Source organism: Streptomyces sp. NPDC060031, assembly GCF_042736805.1.
Taxonomy (GTDB): domain Bacteria; phylum Actinomycetota; class Actinomycetes; order Streptomycetales; family Streptomycetaceae; genus Streptomyces.
Genome location: NZ_JBHWVM010000055.1, coordinates 1 through 16,367 on the forward strand (window position 1 = coordinate 1; position 16,367 = coordinate 16,367).

The following is a 16,367-nucleotide window of genomic DNA, read 5'->3' on the forward strand; positions in this document are numbered from 1 at the left end:
CGGTGCCCCATTTCTTTTCTACCCCGCCCCAAAAAACTCCCCCCCGGGGGGGGGGGGGCCGCGCCCCGCAGTAGCGGTCCCGGCCCCGTCGCGTGTCCGCGCAGCCGGCTGCGCTCAGCCGCTCAGGCGGCGGCGGGCTGGGGCCGGCGCAGTTGCGCCTGGCCGAAGAGAAGCGCGTAGCCGTCGGGGAGCCGCTGGAGGACGCGGGCGAGGAGGTCGGGTCCGGCGAGGGCGGAGACGGCGGCGAGGACGGCGCCGGTGTCCCAGCGGGCAACGGCCAGGCTGACGCCGGTTCGTGCGGCCAGGTCCTTGACGAAGCCCCAGCCGCTGACCTGTTCGACGTCGGGAGGTGAGGAGGTCAGGGCGAGGGCCGCTTCGAGGGGCAGGTGCTGGGCGAGCTCGATCCGTTCGTCGCCGGTGATCTGCCGGCCGAGTGCGGCCAGGACGGTGCGTACGGATTCTTCCGCGCGTTCACGGGTGGGGTAGGCGCCCTCGTAGCGGACGCGTTCCAGCATCTGGTCGAACGTCACGGCGGGGGTGGACCGGTCCGGTCGAAGCTGGTCGTACATGGTGCTGCGGTGGCCTTTCTCTTCGAAGGTTCACGTTCCGGCCGGGGGTGTTGCTCAGGGGGACTGGGGGTGGCCGAAGAGGAGGTCGTAACCGGGCGGGAGCTGGAGCAGGACCTCGCGGGTGAGGGCGTCGCCCGCGGCGGCGGCCACGGTCGAGAGCACGGCGCCGATGTCCCACAGGGCCGTCTTCTCGGTGGCGCCCTCGATCCAGGCCGCTGTCGCGCGGACGAAGCGCTCGGGCGAGAGCGGTTCGGCGGCCTGCAGGGGGTTGAGCAGGATCAGGGCGTAGGTCTCGGGAAGCCGGGCCGCGAGTTCGGCTCGCACGCTGCCGGCGAGGTGTGCGCCCAGCAGGGCCAGGGCGACGCGTGCAACGCGATCGGCCTCTTCGGCGGTTTCGTACTGGCCGTGTTCCTGGACGTGGGCGAGGAACGACTCCTGGCGCATCGACATCACGTCACCTCCGGGAAGAAATGAGGGGTGAGGCGCGGGTGCGGAGGACGGGGTGCCAAAAGGGGGTACGGGTTGCCCGTCCTCCGCCGCTGGTACGGGGCTGGTCAGCCGGAGATCTGCTTGCGGTCGGCCTCGCCGCCGATGCTGATCTTCCGCGGCTTGGCGCGCTCGGCGATCGGGATGCGCAGGGTCAGGACACCCGCGTCGTAGTCGGCCTGGATGCGCTCGGTGTCCAGGGTGTCCGCCAGGACGATCTGGCGGGAGAAGACACCGAGGGGGCGCTCGGAGAGCTCCATCTGCACGGTGTCGGCCTTCGCGGCGGGCCGGCGCTCGGCCTTCACCCGCAGCATGTTCCGCTCGACGTCGATGTCGATCGCCTCGGTGCTCACGCCGGGGAGGTCGAAGGCGATGACGTACTCGTCGCCCTCGCGGTAGGCGTCCATGGGCATGACGGACGGCTTCGACCAGGTCCCGGACGTCCCCGACAGCTGCTGGACGATCCGGTCCATCTCGCGGAAGGGGTCAGTGCGCATCAACATCGCGAAACACCTCCAGTTAGGTCAGGCAGAAACTGCCAATGCGCTTCAACGTGCATCCGTTGTAACATGTCATCGGAAAGATGACAAGCGAAATGTCATCTGCCGGGTGACAAGCAGGGGAGTGTCATGGACGAAGTCACCCGGTCGGCCGCTCCGGTCCCCCACGGGGTCCACCGGCGAGGAGCGCGGCCAGGCGATCGGGGTGCCCGCTACTGACCCGCCCAATGCGGCTGCGTCGGTCGGCCCCGGTCCAGACGCAGATCAGGGCCGTGCAGCAAACGCTGCACGGCCCTGATCCGGTACGCCTCGGGTCCCGCCGGCATCGCAGACGTCCGCTGTTCGGTAGGTACGTACGAGCCGTGTGGACAGCCGTAAGTGCCGGTCGCGGTGGCCGCGGGCGGGGTGGGGAGGGTTAGGCCGGGGTGATGTTCTCGGCCTGGGGGCCCTTCTGGCCCTGGGTGACGTCGAACGTCACGACCTGGCCCTCCTGGAGCTCACGGAAGCCCGACGAGTTGATCGCCGAGTAGTGGGCGAAGACGTCCGGGCCGCCGCCGTCCTGGGCGATGAAGCCGAAGCCCTTCTCCGCGTTGAACCACTTCACAGTTCCCGTAGCCATGTTCATGCCTTCCAGTCGATGAACGCCTCCCGCACATGCGGAAGACGGAGGTGATCGCCCTGGTTCCTGCGGCACAGCACAGCAAAACGCCCACGCCGAAAGCGTGGGCAAAGGGAACTTCCGAACCACGACAGCTGCCCCAGACGCTACACGCCCACAACGGCCCGTCACCAGAGGGAACGAGGTGCGTCACACCTGCGACACACGCGGGTGGAGTGCCCACCGCGACCGGCGGGCACGTCCACCTCAGGCCGCCGTTCGCGGGCGCCCTTCGAGCGCTGAGCGGCGGTGCTCGGCGTTGACGCGCTGAGCTTCCTCGAGTCGGACTTCGAGCATCACGATCCGGCAGGCGGCCTCGATGGGAGTGCCGTGGTCGACGAGCTCCCGGGCGCGGGCAGCGAGCCGAAGCTGGTAGCGGGAGTAGCGGCGGTGACCGCCCGCGGAGCGGAGCGGGGTGATCAGGCGGGCGTCTCCGATGGCGCGGAGGAAACCCTGCGTGGTGCCGAGCATTTCTGCGGCCCGGCCCATCGTGTAGGCGGGGTAGCCGTCGTCGTCGAGACGGCCGAACGAGTCGTCTGCTGTCATCGCACCTCACTGCGAAACAGGTGGAGGAAAAGGGTCGGAACGCGGGGAGGGGCCCTGGCGCGTACGGCACCAGGGCCCCGAAGGAACTGCTACACCATCTGCCGGCCCTAGTTCTGCGCCGGCCCTCTGTTTCCGCTGACTCGACCGAGTTGCTGTCGGGCATGCGGGGATCGCGGTTGCTTGACCGGAGACCACCTCACTATCGATGTCCTGCGGTACCCGGACTCAGACTTCCGCCCGGGCGATCCTGATGGCGCCTCAACTCCTCCGTTCTTCCCTCGGTGATCACTACTTACCAAGCGGGGGACTGCGTACTGCTGGTGATGCGTACTGCTGTACCGCTCTACTGCACACTGCTTGTGGCCTGACCTAGCGCCACGCTTCGGCAGCCAGCCCCGTCGCCCATCGTGCGTCTGCTCTGGCTTAGAACCCCACTGCCGAACTTCCTGGTGCGCGCGCCCGCAGCCGGCGCCTTCACCAAGGTGCTGCTCACTGACTTCACTGCTGGGTACTGCGAACTGCACTTGCACGTACTGCCACTGCGTCAACTGCGGTACTGCTCGTGGCGGCCCCTGATCACTGCGGGCCACCCGGTCCGGTCGTCAGTCCCGTCGCCGTCCTGCACCTGCTCTGGCTTCGGAACTCCACCACCGCACCGCCCTGCGCACTGCAACTACAGATACTGCGGGTACTGCGGGTACTGCTGCCCGGCAGTTCGTCTCTGCCAGGCCCTGCGGTCTCTCTGGGCTACGAGAGAAACCATAACCACGCCACCGCCCAATGTCTACTCCGGCCGGGATAGGTTTTTGGGTACGTGTCTCTGAGGTAATCGGGTTCTTTCGGGTTGAACAGCCGTGGGCCAGGGCACAACGACCGGGCAGGCAAGGCCGGACACCAACGACGGACCCGGAGCGCGCGATGACCACGATGAGCGCCGAGCGCACAGCCCTTCGTTCTCTGTCCGCCGTCGCGGAGGCGCGCCAGGCCGCCCGGACGTTCCTCGAAGGCCTCGGGCAGTCGGCCATCGCCCCGGAGCACGCCGACGCCGTGATCCTGGTCGTCTCCGAACTCGTCACCAACGCCCTGCGCCACGGCGGCGGTACCTACACGCTCCGCCTGGCCGCCCACCCCGGCACCATCGAGGTCGCCGTCGAGGACCCCAGCCCCCGCCCGCCGCGCATGCGCACCCCCGACCTCGTCGACGGCACCGGCGGGTTCGGCTGGCACATGGTCAACGACCTCGCCCTCGCCACCGCCGTCACGCCCAGCCCCGAAGGCGGCAAAACCGTACGCGCCCTCCTCCCCCGCCGGACCCGCGGATAGCCGCGGCCCGCGGCGGGTAGCCCCGGTTTCCGCACGGATTCCTCGCGGTCAGGACTCGATGTCGGGGTGGAGGCGAAAGACCTGGTCCAGGCCGACGACGCGCAGGACGCGCAGCGTGTGGGCCGGGACGGCGGCGAGTGCGATGTCGGTTCGGGCGGTCTGGGCGTGGTTGCGGGCGGCGATCAGGGCGCTGATGCCGCTGGAGTCGCAGAATTCCATCCGGGCGAGGTCCAGGACGAGGAGCCGGCCCGGTTCGAGGGTGAGCGTGGCGAGGAGGTCACGCAGTTCGGGGGCGGTGGTGTAGTCGAGTTCGCCGATGATCTGCACGACGGGACCGGCCGGGGAGTCCCGGGTGGTGATCTTCAGCGGTGTCATCGCGGGTTCTTCGTCGTCGGGACGCCGAGGGCGAGGAGGGCGGTGTCGTCGTCGAGGCCGTCGCCGAAGTCGTCCAGCAGTCCGGTCAGGGCCTCGATGACCCTGTGTGGGGATTTGCCGGCGTGGCCCATGGCGAAGGTGTGCAGGGCTTCGTCCCCGTACAAGGTGGTGCGCCCTTCGCCGGTGCGGGCTTCGGTGAGGCCGTCGGTGTAGAGGAGGAGGGTGTCGCCGGGGGCGAGAGTGGTGGTGGCGGTGGTGAAGGGCGCGTCCGGCAGGATGCCGACGAGGAGGCCGCCTGGGGTTGACAGGAAGTCGGCTGTGCCGTCGGCGCGCAGGACGAGGGCCGGCGGGTGGCCGCCCGAGGCGAGGCTGACGGCGACACGCCCCGCCGCGGGGGCCGGTTCGAGCATGCCGAAGATGGCGGTGCAGTAGCGGGGGTCGCCGCCGCTGTAGCGCTCGTGGAGCACTTTGTTGAGGGTCGACAGGGCGGACACGGGGTCGGGGTCGTACAGGGCGGCGGCCCGCAGGGTGTAGCGGGTCAGCGAGGTCACCGCTGCGGCCTGGGGGCCCTTGCCGCACACGTCGCCGAGGAAGAAGGCGAAGCGTGTGCCGTCGACGGGGAAGACGTCGTAGAAGTCGCCGCCGAGCCGGTCGGGAGAGGCGGTGCGGTAGTGGGCGGCCGTCTCCACTCCGGGTATCGACGGCAGGGTGTCGGGCAGCAGCGACTGCTGGAGTACCGCGAGGGCGTCCTGCAGCCGGGCACGGTCGCTCTCCGCCTGTCTGAGTGCTTGCTCGGCCGCCTTGCGGGCCCGCAGGAGTTCCTCCTCGTAGGCGCGGCGGTCGCGGGCGTTGAAGACGGTGGTGCGAATCAGCAGCGGCTCGCCCGTGGCTCCGCGCTTGACCACGGAGGAGACCAGCACGGGCATCCGGATGCCGTCGGCCTGTTTGATCTCCAGGGCGACGCCGCCGATCTCGCCCCGCATGCGCAGCAGCGGCGCGAAGTGGGTCTCGTGGTAGAGCTTGCCGCCCACGGTCAGCAGGTCGGTGAACCGCGTCCGGCCCACCACCGCTTCCCGCTGGAGGCCGAGCCAGTCCAGCAGCGTGGTGTTGATCTTCGCGATGGTGCCGTCCATCAGCGTGGACAGATACCCGCACGGCGCGCTCTCGTACAGCTCCTCAGCGCTGTCCTCCAGCAGGCCGGCGAACGCCGCGTCCGACGTCTCCTCCTCGCCCGCGCCGTGCGGGTCGGGCTGCTGCCCGGTGCGGCACATCACCGCAGGCCTGCCAGGAACCCGGTGAGCGCCTCGTTGGTGGCCTCGGGCGCGGACAGGTGCGGGCAGTGCCCGGTCGCCTCAAGGGTGATCAGTGTCGAGCCGGGGATCGCCTGGTGGACGAAGGCGCCGACCTCGCGGGGGGCGATGGCGTCCTGGGTGCATTCCAGCACCAGCGTCGGCACGCCCACGTTCTTGAGTTCGCCTCTCGAATCGGACAGGAACGTGGTCCGGGCGAAGACGCGTGCCATGGCCGGGTCGGTGGCGCAGAAGCTGTTCGTCAGCTCCTCACCGAGCTCGGGCCGCTCCGCGTTCGCCATGATCACCGGCGCCATGGCCGCTGACCAGCCCAGATAGTTAGATTCCAGCGAAGCGAGCAGTTCGTCGATGTCCTGCGCGCTGAACCCGCCCCGATAGCCTCCGTCATCGATGTAGCGGGGAGAGGGAGCGACCATCACCAGCGCCCCGATGCGCTCTGGAGCCATGCCGGCGGCCAGTACGCCGATCATCGCGCTGACCGAGTGCCCGACGAACACCGCGTCGCGCAGGTCGAGTGCGTCGCACACCTCCACCACGTCTTGGGCATAGCCGTCCAGCGAGGCGTAACGGCTCTCCGAGAACGCGGACAGGTCCGAGCGGCCCGAGCCCACGTAGTCGAACAGCACCACCCGGTAGTCCTCGACCAGTGCAGGCACCGTAAGACGCCACATGTTCTGATCACAGCCGAACCCGTGCGCCAGCACCACCGTCGGGCCCTGCGGATTGCCGGTCACGGTCACGTTGTTCCTGCGTTCGATATCCATACCCCGCTGTTTCCCAGGCATCACTCGCCTACCCCGCGCGCTCCCGGATCCGACCGTTTCAGGGTCCGTTCTCAAACTCGGGCGGCTCAAGGCTCTTCAGGCATTCGGTCTTCGGCGCGGCCGGGTTCTCGAAGAACGAGACGGCGATCTCCTGGGCGCACTTCGACGTGGCGAACACCACGTGCGGCTCGTAGGGCATCGTGACGACCTTGGCCTTGCTCAGCGTGCGGGCGACGTACGGCCCGTTGTCCGCCCCGGTCTGGGCGTCGAACGCACCCGACAGGGCGAGGGTGGGGATGTCGCTGCGCGTGACGTCCCGGATCGAGCGCGCGGCCGCGGGGACGTTCCAGACGTCGCAGTCCGGACGGAGGAAGGTGAGCAGCGGAGCCTGGGCCTGCACCGAGCGGGGGAACGACGGGAACGCTTCCTGTCCGCCCCGGAGCGCCGCGTCCTTGCTCTCGTACGGCGTCCACTCGCTGCAGAAGATGCCGTAGGCGAGACCGTGCGAAACCACTCCGATGCCCTTGGGGTTGAGCCTCCAGCCCGCCCACTGCCGGGCGATCCGCTGCGGCTTGCCGTTCGCCAGCTCGTCGAGGGAGAGGGGTACGGCCTCCGCCGTGTGGGTGGCGGAGACCAGCCAGTTCACCAGGGTTCCGCCGTCCAGCACGACCTTCACCGGCTTCTCGTTGCCGGGGAGCGTGACGGTGGTGGTGACCGGCTTGGCTTCGAGGTCGCGGACGAGCCGGTCGAAGGTGGCCGACAGGTTCGGATAGCGCTTGTTGCACGCCGGCTGGTCGGCGCAGGCCTTGAACAGGCCGTCGAAACCCTGCCGGGCGCTGCTCCAGGTCGAGGCGGATCCGGACCTGGACGGCGGCAGTATGCCGTCGATCCCCACCGAGCGGAGCCCCTCGGGGTGCAGGCGCATGGAGACCAGCGCCAGGTGGGTGCCGTAGGAGATGCCGTACAGGTTCCACTGCTCGACGCCCAGCGCGGTGCGCAGGTCCGCGTAGTCGGCGGCGCTTTCGGTGTCGTTGTAGGCACTGAGGTCCATCCCGCGGCCCGCCAGCTTGTCGCGGCAGGCCTTCGTGGCCCCGACGTGCAGGCGTTCGGTGGACGGAGCGTCGTAGACGAGGCCGACCACGCGTGCGTTGAACCCGTCGATGTTGGGGCAGAGGAGCTCCGGGTCGGCCGAGTACGTACCGCGCTGGGACATGAAGATCACGTCACGGTCGCGGTTCAGGCCGCCGTCGACGGCCATCTTCACCTCTCCCACCGCATCGTCTCCGGGTCCGCCCGCGAGCCACACGATGGGGTCCGGTTTCGGTGTGTCGGCCGCGGCGGGCACGATCGCGACACTGAGTTTGATCGTTCGACTGCTTGGTTTGGCGCGGTTCTCGGGCACGGTGAGCGTTCCGCAGCGGGCCCCATTCAGCTCCTCGATCGGTTCCGCCGTCTTCGGGCAGGGTCCCGGTTCGAAGCGGGCGTCGCCCACCGTCCGGGCGACCGTGCCGATCGGTGCTCCGGGGCCGCCGGTTTCGGTGCGGGACTGCGCCTGAGCGGGTGCTGCGAGCAAGCCGGTGACGAGGAGACCGGTCGCCATGCCGGCCTGCGTGGCCAGGAGCCGTCGTACGGTTCGGCGACGACGGGGCGCTTGGCGGCGTGTCATCTGCCCTCCTGGCTACTTCGGGATGATCGTGAACGGTTCGGGCTCAAGGCCGTCCACGCAGCGGGTGCCGGGCGCGGCCGGGCGGGCGAGGAACGAGGCCAGGACGCGTTGCGCGCAAGGCGACTGCGGGACCACCCAGTGGCCGATTCCGGGGATCTGCACGGCGGTCGAGCGGGACAGGTCACGGATCACGTTCCGCGCCCAACTCACCCCGGTCTTCACGTCGAACGTGCCGGACACGACGAGCGCCGGCACCGAGCTGACCGTGGCAACCCGCTGGACGGAGGCGCGGTCCGGAACGTTCCAGATCCGGCACGCCGCGTACTGGAAGGGAAGTTGCGGCACCTGGGCCAGGACCGTGTCCGGCCACCCGGGGAAGGCCTCGCGTCCTGCCTTCAGCACGTCGGGTTCCGAGTACCCCGGCGCCCATTCGCCGCACGCCACCGAGTTCGTCAGACCGTGCGCGAACGCGCCGACCTTCTGGACCGAGCCGGCCGCGCGAGCCTTCGCGAAGCGCTCCGGGTTTCCGTTGCCGAGTTCCTCGAGCGCCGCCGGGATGTCCTTGGGCCGGACGCCGAAGGCGACGATCACGTCCAGCAGGGCGCCCCCGTCAAGGACGACCTTGACGGGCTTCCCTCCGCCCGGCGGCGGGACGTTCAGCGTCAGGGGCTGTGCCTCGAGCTTGCGCACCTGCTCCGTCAGCAGACGGGGGAGGTCCGGGTACCGGCTCTTGCAGGCGGGCTGCGCCGCGCACGCCTCGAAGATGTTGTTGATCCCCTCGGCGGCGCTGCTCCATCCCCACGGCAGGACCGCGCTCTGGGGAGGGGTGATCGAGTCGATCGCCACCGCGCGGATTCCCTCGGGGTGCAGGCGCAGGTACGTGAGGGCCAGGTTGCTGCCGTAGGAGTACCCGTAGACGTTCCACCGGGGGAGGTCCAAAGCCTTCCGCAGGTCGGCGAAGTCGGCTGCGTTCTCAGTGGTGTTGTAGGCGCTCAGGTCGATGCCGTCGGCCGCCAGGCGGTCCCGGCACTCCTTCACCGATTTCAGCATGAGCTGTTTCGCCGGCTGTGTGCCATAGCGCAGGCCCACGGCCTGCGCGTTGAACCGGTCGATCTCCGGGCAGGCGAGGTTCGGCTGGTCGTAGAGGTTGCCGCGCTGGGCCATGACGATCAGTTCGCGGTCCTTGTTCAGGCCGGAGTCGATGAGGAACGGAATGTCGTCGATCGTGTCGCCACCGGGGCCGCCCGCCATGAACACCACGGGGTCCTGGGCGGGCTTCGCCGGGGCGACGGCCGCAATGACCGCCACGGCCAGCTTGATGGTCTTGCCGCCGGGACGGGAGCGGTTCTCGGGGACCTCGAGGAAGCCGCACCGTGCGCTGCTCAGCGCTTTGATGGGCTTGGGCGGCTTCGGACAGGAGCCGGGCACGAAACGGGACGGGACCGCCGGACTGGGCTGCCGGGCGGGCTGGGCGGGTGGTGACCCGGCGCTGCTGGGCGCGGGGCCGGTTGCTGCCAGGCAGGCCAGAGCGGCCGCGGCAGTCACCGCTCGGATGCTGTGTTTGGGCATGTGGTCTCGTTCCTCTGCCGACATCGGCGGCGGCCGAGCCCGGCCAGGCCGCGGCGGTTTGGGCGGAACGCGCGTTTTCGACGTTACCGGGCGCCGCGTTCACGTGCATGCGGAGCGGTCGCAGCCCGTGGCCCGGGCCGCCCCCGGTCGCCCGGCATCCCGACGGCGGACGCGTCGTAATGAGATGGGGACGAGGCGGAGCGGAAGATGACGTCGCGTGGCGGGGTGCTGCGGAGCAGGTGCTCGCTGGACGTGAGGGTGAGGAGCCGTGCGGGCTGCCGCTGGAATCCACTGATGGTCAACGCTGCCTGACGCCGCTGGAAGTCGCGCTGGAGGTCGAGCAGCAGGTTCAGTGCGACGACGTCCATGAAGGGCACGCCGATGAGGTCCAGGTGTAAGGGGGCGCCATTGGCTGCCGCGGCGGCGGTGGCCCGGTGCAGGGTCGGGCAGGTGCCCATGTCCAGTTCGCCGGCCACCGTGATGACCGTGCCCTCTGGATCGCGACTCATATCGTGACTCGTGGTGACGCGGATGCCGTCGTTCATGGTTCGCCCCCGTTCAGGGGTCGAGCCCATCACGGTCGCCCGCCGATGCGGGAAAGAGGGCCGCTGAGCGCGCGGCGTAGGGCCGCGCGCAGCCGAGCGAGACCACCCGTACCAGCCCTTGGCCATGGGTATGGCTGCGGGGGCGGCGCGGGGTCTCCCACCAGACCAGGCTGGTTGTCCCCCTTACAGTCCCAGAAGTCATGGCCGCAGTCCAGACGACGCCCGGCCGGGGGGACTGCGGACCGGCCGGGCCCTGGGTGCGTGGGCGGGCGTTGCTCTGCTCAGAGGTTCTCGTCGTGCAGGTCCTCTTCGCGCAGCAGGTCGTCCTCGCGGCGGCGCGAGGTCTCCTTCTGCCCTTGCTTCTGTCCCTGCTTCTGTCCCTGCTCGCGGGACGGCTTGCCCGGCTGGGCGTGCGCGGGGTCTCCTGGGCGCTGGTGCCCCTGCGGCTCGCGGCCCTTGCCCGGCTCCTGGCGCTTGTCCTGCGTACCGCCCATGACGGCGACTCCTCTGATGAGTGGGGTACGGATTCCTCTCGGATCACGCTGACACGCACCGTGACGGTCTGCATCACGGCGACTACGAAGCGCGGCACACGGGTGATGCCCGTCCCCGATGTGGCGGCGTCGGAAGGCGGGTCATCCCTTCAGTACCGAAGATGGGCGCGATCCCCCGCCCCCTGCCGTCAGGAGCCCGTCTCATGCTGGAGCGCACGCTGCGCGAGGACCGCACGGAGGTCACCTTCGTCCTGCCCGTCGACACCCCGCCCGGACCGGTCAGCGTGGTGGGCGACTTCAACGACTGGCAGCCCGGTGTCCACACCCTGCGGCCACGCACAGACGGGAAGCGCGCCGTCACGGTCGAGCTGCCGAGCGAGAGCACGCATTCCTTCCGGTATCTGGCGGCCGGGGATTACTGGTTCAACGACGAGAGCGCCGGCCATCAGGAGGGCCCCAACAGCCGTCTGCACACCTGATGGGCCCAGCGGTGTGACCCGGTAGAGCCCGCGTCGCCGTCAGGGGCCGTCGCCGCCCGCGCGGGCCAGCGGCTGCCTGGACCCGGCTCCCTCAGAGCGCCGCTCGGCAGCAAGGCCCGTTGTTCACTGGGCGGCGAACGCGTGGGCCCGGGCCCGGCCATGGCCTTCCTGCGGCTGGTGGTCGGTCCCCTTCGTCCACCCCTACGGCCGCTGACGAGGCGGCACATCGCCATGCGGCACTGCATGCCTGCGAGCAGGCTTTGGCCGCATACCCTTGCCGACGCCAAGGTGCGGCGCCGTACTCGGCGGATCGCTCCCCTGAGGGAGGTTGGAATGGGGCTCATGGATGCGGACCACGCGGGGCTGGTCGTCGCGGCGCAGGCCGGTGACGACCGGGCGCGCGAGGAACTGATCGCCGCGTACCTGCCGTTGCTCTACAACATCGTCGGGCGAGCGCTGAGCGGACATGCCGACGTCGACGACGTCGTCCAGGAAACCCTGCTGCGCGTGGTGCGCGACCTGCCTGCCCTGCGTGCCCCGGAGAGCTTCCGGTCCTGGCTGGTGTCGATCACGCTCCACCAGATCAATACCCACTGGCACCGGCAACGCGCCTTCGCCGGCCGGGCCACGGTCATCGACGAGGCACTCCAGATACCGGACGCCGGCGCCGAACCCGAGGCCGCGACGATCCTGCGTCTGCATCTATCGGACGAGCGCCGTCAGGTCGTCGAAGCCGGCCGGTGGCTCGACCCGGACCATCGGGTGCTGCTGTCGCTGTGGTGGCAGGAATGCGCCGGTTCGGTGAGCCGTGACGACATCGCCGCCGCGACGGGGCTCACTGTCGCCCACGTCGGAGTACGCCTGCAACGCATGCGCGAGCAGCTGGAACTGAGCCGCACGATCGTCGCCGCGCTGGAGGCCGACCCGCGCTGTCCGGAGTTGGGCGAGACCGTCGTCGGCTGGGACGGTCTGCGTGCATCGGTGTGGCGCAAGCGGATCGCGCGCCACACCCGCGGCTGCCCGGTCTGCACGGCGACGACGGCACAACGGGTTCCGGCCGAACACCTGCTCCTCAGTCTCGCGCCGCTGGCCGTCCCGGCCGGACTCATCGCCGCGCTGGCCGCCAAGGGCCTGCTGTCGGGTACGGCCGCGAGCGCCGCCGGGCTGGCGATGGCACCCGTCGCCGTCGGCACGGCGACGGGTGGAGGCGGTCTGCACAGCGCGCTGATCGGCAAACTCTCCGCGGTGACGGCTCATCCGCTGGTGGGCCTGGCCACCGGCGCGGTGCTCATCGCCGGGACCGCCACCTACGCGACCTGGCCCGAACCGGCGCACCGGGTGCCCGGCGTCATCGCCGCTCCCACGGTCGGGAGTCCCACGCCGATCCCGTCGGGCACCACCCCGTCGGCCGGACCGTCCCCGGTGAGCCCGTCCGCCGTCGCGGGCACTGTTCCGCTGGGCGCACAGTCGCTGGAGTCCGTGGACGACCCCGCCCTGTACCTCACGTATGCCGATGACTTCGCGACGCTCGGCCGAGTCTCCGCGTCCAGCAGCGCGCAGACACGGCAGCGGGTCACGTTCACGGTCATCGGGGGGCTGGCCGACACACGGTGCGTCACCTTCCGCGCCGCCGACGGCCGCTATCTGCGCCATCGTGACCTGCGGCTACGGCTGAGCACCAACGACGGCAGCGAACTGTTCCGTGAAGACGCCACCTTCTGTCCGCACCCCGGGTCGGTCACCGGGTCGGTAACCCTGGCCGCGCACAACTATCCCGGATCGGTCCTCCGCCACCGCGACGGTGGCATCTGGCTCGATGGCTCCGACGGCACTCGGGCCTTCGCCGGCCAGGCTTCCTTCATCATGCGCGGGGCCTGGTCTTAACCGTTCCTTGAGCATTTTGGTCCGAGTCGCGCAGTGACAGCTGGTGATCCTGCGGCACGCCGTTCTCAAACCCGGCAGCGAGCCGAGTGCTGCGCCGAATCCAGACCGCGGGGCTTGGCGTAACGTTTTTTGCCTGCGAGATGCATCACTGAGCAATTGCCGGGGCGGCGCGACTTTTTTGTTACGAGACCGCGAGTTCGGAGGCCTCCATTGCGTGGGGTGCCTTCCCGCCGCGCACCATGACGTGCCGGCGTGGGAGGTCCCCCGCTTTCCCCCGTTGACGGATCTCGTGAAGAAAGCCCCTCCAATGACGCGACCCACCCACGAACCCCGGGCGACCGGTACGCAGGAACGGCCCCACGTCCTGCACCGCACCCACCCCGCGGCGGATCAGGCCGTACCGGCCGATGCGCGCACGATCACGGCACCCAGGGTGACCCGCGACCCCCGAGGAGAATCATGAAGGGCCTGCACCGGCTCGGCCGGCGTCGCCGGACATTGACGGCAGGACTGTCGGCCGCGGCGCTGGTGGCCGGTGTCGTGACGCTCCTCCCCAGCTCCGCCGGAGCCGCGAACCTGGGTACGCAGGCGGCCCCCTCGGGCAGGTACTTCGGCACCGCTGTGGCCGCCGGCAGGCTCGGCGACTCGACGTACGCGGCGATCTCGGACCGGGAGTTCAACATGATCACCCCGGAGAACGAGATGAAGTGGGACGCCATCGAACCGTCCCGCGGCAATTTCAACTTCGGCCCCGCCGACCAGATCGTCAACCATGCCATGGCACACGGCCAGCGCATGCGCGGCCACACCACGGTCTGGCACTCGCAGCTCCCGTCCTGGGTCAGCTCCATCGGCGACGCGAACACGCTGCGCAGCGTGATGAACAACCACATCACCACCGAGATGACCCACTACAAGGGCAAGGTCTACGCCTGGGACGTGGTCAACGAGGCGTTCGCCGACGGCTCCTCCCAGCACCGCAGCTCGGTGTTCCAGAACGTGCTGGGCAACGGCTTCATCGAGGAAGCGTTCCGCACCGCCCGGTCGGCCGACTCCTCGGCCAAGCTCTGCTACAACGACTACAACATCGAGAACTGGTCGGACGCCAAGACCCAGGGCGTCTACAGCATGGTCAGGGACTTCAAGTCCCGTGGCGTGCCGATCGACTGCGTCGGGTTCCAGAGCCACTTCGGCACCGGCGGCCCGCCGTCCAGCTTCCAGACCACCTTGTCCAACTTCGCCGCCCTGGGCGTTGACGTCCAGATCACCGAGCTGGACATCGCCCAGGCGTCCTCCACCCACTACGCCAACACGGTCAACGCCTGTCTGTCCGTGGCCCGGTGCACCGGCATCACGGTATGGGGCATCCGTGACAGCGACTCCTGGCGCAGCGGCGACAGCCCCCTGCTGTTCGACAACAACGGCAAACCCAAGGCCGCCTACACCGCCGTCGTGAACGCCTTCAAGGCCGCCCCCGGCACCACCGGCGGGACCGGTACCGGAGCGATCAAGGGCGTCCCCTCCGGTCGGTGTATCGACATCAACGGCTCCACCACCGTCAACGGCACCCAGGCGCAGCTGTGGGACTGCAACGGACAGGCCAACCAGCGGTGGACCTACACCTCCGGCAAGCAGCTGATGATCTACGGCAACAAGTGCCTGGACGCCATGGCCAAGGGCACCAGCAACGGCACCGCCGTGGTCATCGGGGACTGCGACGGCGGCGCCGGCCAGCAGTGGAACATCAACGCCAACGGCACGATCGCCGGCGTCCAGTCCGGGCTGTGCCTCGACGCCGTCGGCGCGGCCACCGCCAACCGCACCAAGATCCAGCTGTACTCCTGCTGGTCCGGCACCAACCAGAAGTGGACCGGCCTGTCCGGGACGTCGACCCCGACAACGCCCGCGCCGACGGGCGGCACGTGTGCTCTTCCGTCGACGTACCGGTGGACGTCGACGGGTGCGTTGGCGCAGCCGGCGAACGGGTGGGCGTCGGTGAAGGACTTCACCGACGTGGTGTACAACGGCAAGCACCTGGTCTACGGGTCGAACGTGTCGGGATCGTCGTACGGCTCGATGATGTTCAGCCCCTTCACGAACTGGTCGGACATGGCGTCGGCCGGCCAGACCGGGATGAACCAGGCCGCGGTGGCGCCCACGCTGTTCTACTTCGCGCCCAAGAACATCTGGGTGCTGGCGTACCAGTGGGGTGCCTGGCCCTTCATCTACCGCACGTCGAGCGACCCCACCAACCCCAACGGCTGGTCCGCGCCGCAGCCGCTGTTCACCGGTAGCATCCCCAACTCCAGCACCGGCCCGATCGACCAGACCCTGATCGCTGACGGCCAGAACATGTACCTGTTCTTCGCCGGTGACAACGGAAACATCTACCGGGCGAGCATGCCGATCGGGAACTTCCCCGGCAACTTCGGCTCGTCGTACACGACGGTCATGAGTGACTCGACGAACAACCTGTTCGAGGCGCCGCAGGTCTACAAGGTTCAGGGCCAGAACCAGTACCTCATGATCGTTGAGGCGCAGGGTGCGAACGGGCGCTACTTCCGCTCGTTCACGGCCTCCAGCCTCAGCGGTTCGTGGACCCCGCAGGCCGCCAGCGAAAGCAACCCCTTCGCGGGCAAGGCCAACAGCGGTGCCACCTGGACCAACGACATCAGCCACGGTGACCTGGTCCGCAACAACCCCGACCAGACCATGACCATCGACCCCTGCAACCTGCAGTTCCTCTACCAGGGCAAATCCCCCACCGCGGGCGGCCCCTACGACAAACTGCCGTACCGGCCGGGTGTCCTCAGCCTGCAGCGCTGACCTGCCCGATCCACGGTGATCGCGATTCGGAGCGGCCTGCCAGCACGGAGACGAGCGGTTCACGGCACGGGCAACACCACTCGCTGACCGATACGCACCGCCTCGAGGAACCCCAGCCGCGCGTCGGCTGGGGTTCCTCTCTTTCGCGGACTTTCATCGTGGGTACGGACCGAAGCACTACGACGCCACCGTGGACACCGGGCCCGGTCGCAAGTGGGCGCGGGCGCGGGCGCGGGGTCCGGGGCGTCTAGACAACGAAGAAGGCCCAGGTCGCTGACCTGGGCCTTCTCTCAAGAGCGGATGACGGGAATCGAACCCGCGCTATAACGCTTGGGAATCACCGATCCTGCTCGCTCGGTGTGGCCTTTGACCG

At 69.4% G+C, this 16,367-nt stretch carries 16 protein-coding genes; 4 read left to right on the forward strand and 12 right to left on the reverse strand.

Annotation, left to right across the window (positions count from 1 at the left end; all coding sequences use genetic code 11):
- Positions 1 to 122: 122 nt before the first annotated feature.
- From ACFWB8_RS23215 to ACFWB8_RS23235, 5 genes are all read right to left on the reverse strand, one after another.
- Positions 123 to 569, reverse strand: coding sequence for a DUF2267 domain-containing protein (locus ACFWB8_RS23215; protein WP_385230172.1), 447 nt, complete (start codon positions 567 to 569; stop codon positions 123 to 125).
- A gap of 54 nt (positions 570 to 623) precedes the next feature.
- Positions 624 to 1,019 (reverse strand): DUF2267 domain-containing protein, encoded by a 396-nt coding sequence (locus tag ACFWB8_RS23220; RefSeq protein ID WP_385230175.1) that lies wholly within the window; start codon positions 1,017 to 1,019, stop codon positions 624 to 626.
- Between the two features lie 104 nt (positions 1,020 to 1,123).
- On the reverse strand, positions 1,124 to 1,558 hold the full coding sequence (locus ACFWB8_RS23225; protein WP_385230178.1) for an Hsp20/alpha crystallin family protein: 435 nt from the start codon (positions 1,556 to 1,558) through the stop codon (positions 1,124 to 1,126).
- 412 nt (positions 1,559 to 1,970) lie between these two features.
- Entirely contained in the window at positions 1,971 to 2,174 is a 204-nt protein-coding gene (locus tag ACFWB8_RS23230) for a cold-shock protein (RefSeq protein ID WP_030303412.1), read from the reverse strand.
- Positions 2,175 to 2,420: 246 nt separating this feature from the next.
- Positions 2,421 to 2,759 (reverse strand): MerR family transcriptional regulator, encoded by a 339-nt coding sequence (locus ACFWB8_RS23235; protein WP_385230182.1) that lies wholly within the window; start codon positions 2,757 to 2,759, stop codon positions 2,421 to 2,423.
- A 918-nt stretch (positions 2,760 to 3,677) separates the two neighbouring features.
- Here ACFWB8_RS23235 and ACFWB8_RS23240 point away from each other — a divergent pair.
- A complete protein-coding gene (locus tag ACFWB8_RS23240; protein ID WP_385230186.1) occupies positions 3,678 to 4,082 on the forward strand; it encodes an ATP-binding protein in 405 nt (134 codons plus the stop codon).
- 48 nt (positions 4,083 to 4,130) lie between these two features.
- Here the strand turns inward: ACFWB8_RS23240 and ACFWB8_RS23245 are convergent, their stop codons facing one another.
- The 7 genes from ACFWB8_RS23245 to ACFWB8_RS23275 all read right to left on the reverse strand — a co-directional run bounded on the left by ACFWB8_RS23245 (position 4,131) and on the right by ACFWB8_RS23275 (position 10,805).
- A complete protein-coding gene (locus tag ACFWB8_RS23245) occupies positions 4,131 to 4,457 on the reverse strand; it encodes an STAS domain-containing protein (RefSeq protein WP_385230189.1) in 327 nt (108 codons plus the stop codon).
- Entirely contained in the window at positions 4,454 to 5,728 is a 1,275-nt protein-coding gene (locus ACFWB8_RS23250) for a PP2C family protein-serine/threonine phosphatase (protein ID WP_385230192.1), read from the reverse strand. The genes ACFWB8_RS23245 and ACFWB8_RS23250 overlap by 4 nt, the downstream gene beginning before the upstream one ends.
- Complete coding sequence (locus ACFWB8_RS23255; RefSeq protein WP_385230195.1) at positions 5,728 to 6,531, reverse strand: alpha/beta fold hydrolase; 804 nt, start codon at positions 6,529 to 6,531, stop codon at positions 5,728 to 5,730. The genes ACFWB8_RS23250 and ACFWB8_RS23255 overlap by 1 nt, the downstream gene beginning before the upstream one ends.
- A gap of 58 nt (positions 6,532 to 6,589) precedes the next feature.
- Positions 6,590 to 8,197, reverse strand: a complete 1,608-nt coding sequence (locus ACFWB8_RS23260) for an alpha/beta hydrolase (RefSeq protein ID WP_385230198.1) — start codon at positions 8,195 to 8,197, stop codon at positions 6,590 to 6,592.
- 12 nt (positions 8,198 to 8,209) lie between these two features.
- The gene (locus ACFWB8_RS23265) at positions 8,210 to 9,742 is read right to left on the reverse strand and encodes an alpha/beta fold hydrolase (RefSeq protein WP_385230201.1); all 1,533 of its coding nucleotides are present in this window, start codon (positions 9,740 to 9,742) and stop codon (positions 8,210 to 8,212) included.
- 107 nt (positions 9,743 to 9,849) lie between these two features.
- On the reverse strand, positions 9,850 to 10,275 hold the full coding sequence (locus ACFWB8_RS23270; protein WP_385230204.1) for an STAS domain-containing protein: 426 nt from the start codon (positions 10,273 to 10,275) through the stop codon (positions 9,850 to 9,852).
- Positions 10,276 to 10,592: 317 nt separating this feature from the next.
- Positions 10,593 to 10,805, reverse strand: a complete 213-nt coding sequence (locus ACFWB8_RS23275; RefSeq protein WP_385230207.1) for a hypothetical protein — start codon at positions 10,803 to 10,805, stop codon at positions 10,593 to 10,595.
- A gap of 203 nt (positions 10,806 to 11,008) precedes the next feature.
- Between ACFWB8_RS23275 and ACFWB8_RS23280 the strand changes: the two genes are divergently transcribed.
- The 3 genes from ACFWB8_RS23280 (at position 11,009) to ACFWB8_RS23290 (ending at position 15,994) form a co-directional block, all read left to right on the forward strand.
- Entirely contained in the window at positions 11,009 to 11,284 is a 276-nt protein-coding gene (locus ACFWB8_RS23280; RefSeq protein ID WP_385230210.1) for an isoamylase early set domain-containing protein, read from the forward strand.
- Between the two features lie 333 nt (positions 11,285 to 11,617).
- A complete protein-coding gene (locus tag ACFWB8_RS23285; RefSeq protein WP_385230213.1) occupies positions 11,618 to 13,168 on the forward strand; it encodes a sigma-70 family RNA polymerase sigma factor in 1,551 nt (516 codons plus the stop codon).
- A gap of 459 nt (positions 13,169 to 13,627) precedes the next feature.
- Entirely contained in the window at positions 13,628 to 15,994 is a 2,367-nt protein-coding gene (locus ACFWB8_RS23290) for a non-reducing end alpha-L-arabinofuranosidase family hydrolase (protein WP_385230216.1), read from the forward strand.
- The last annotated feature ends 373 nt before the right edge of the window (positions 15,995 to 16,367 follow it).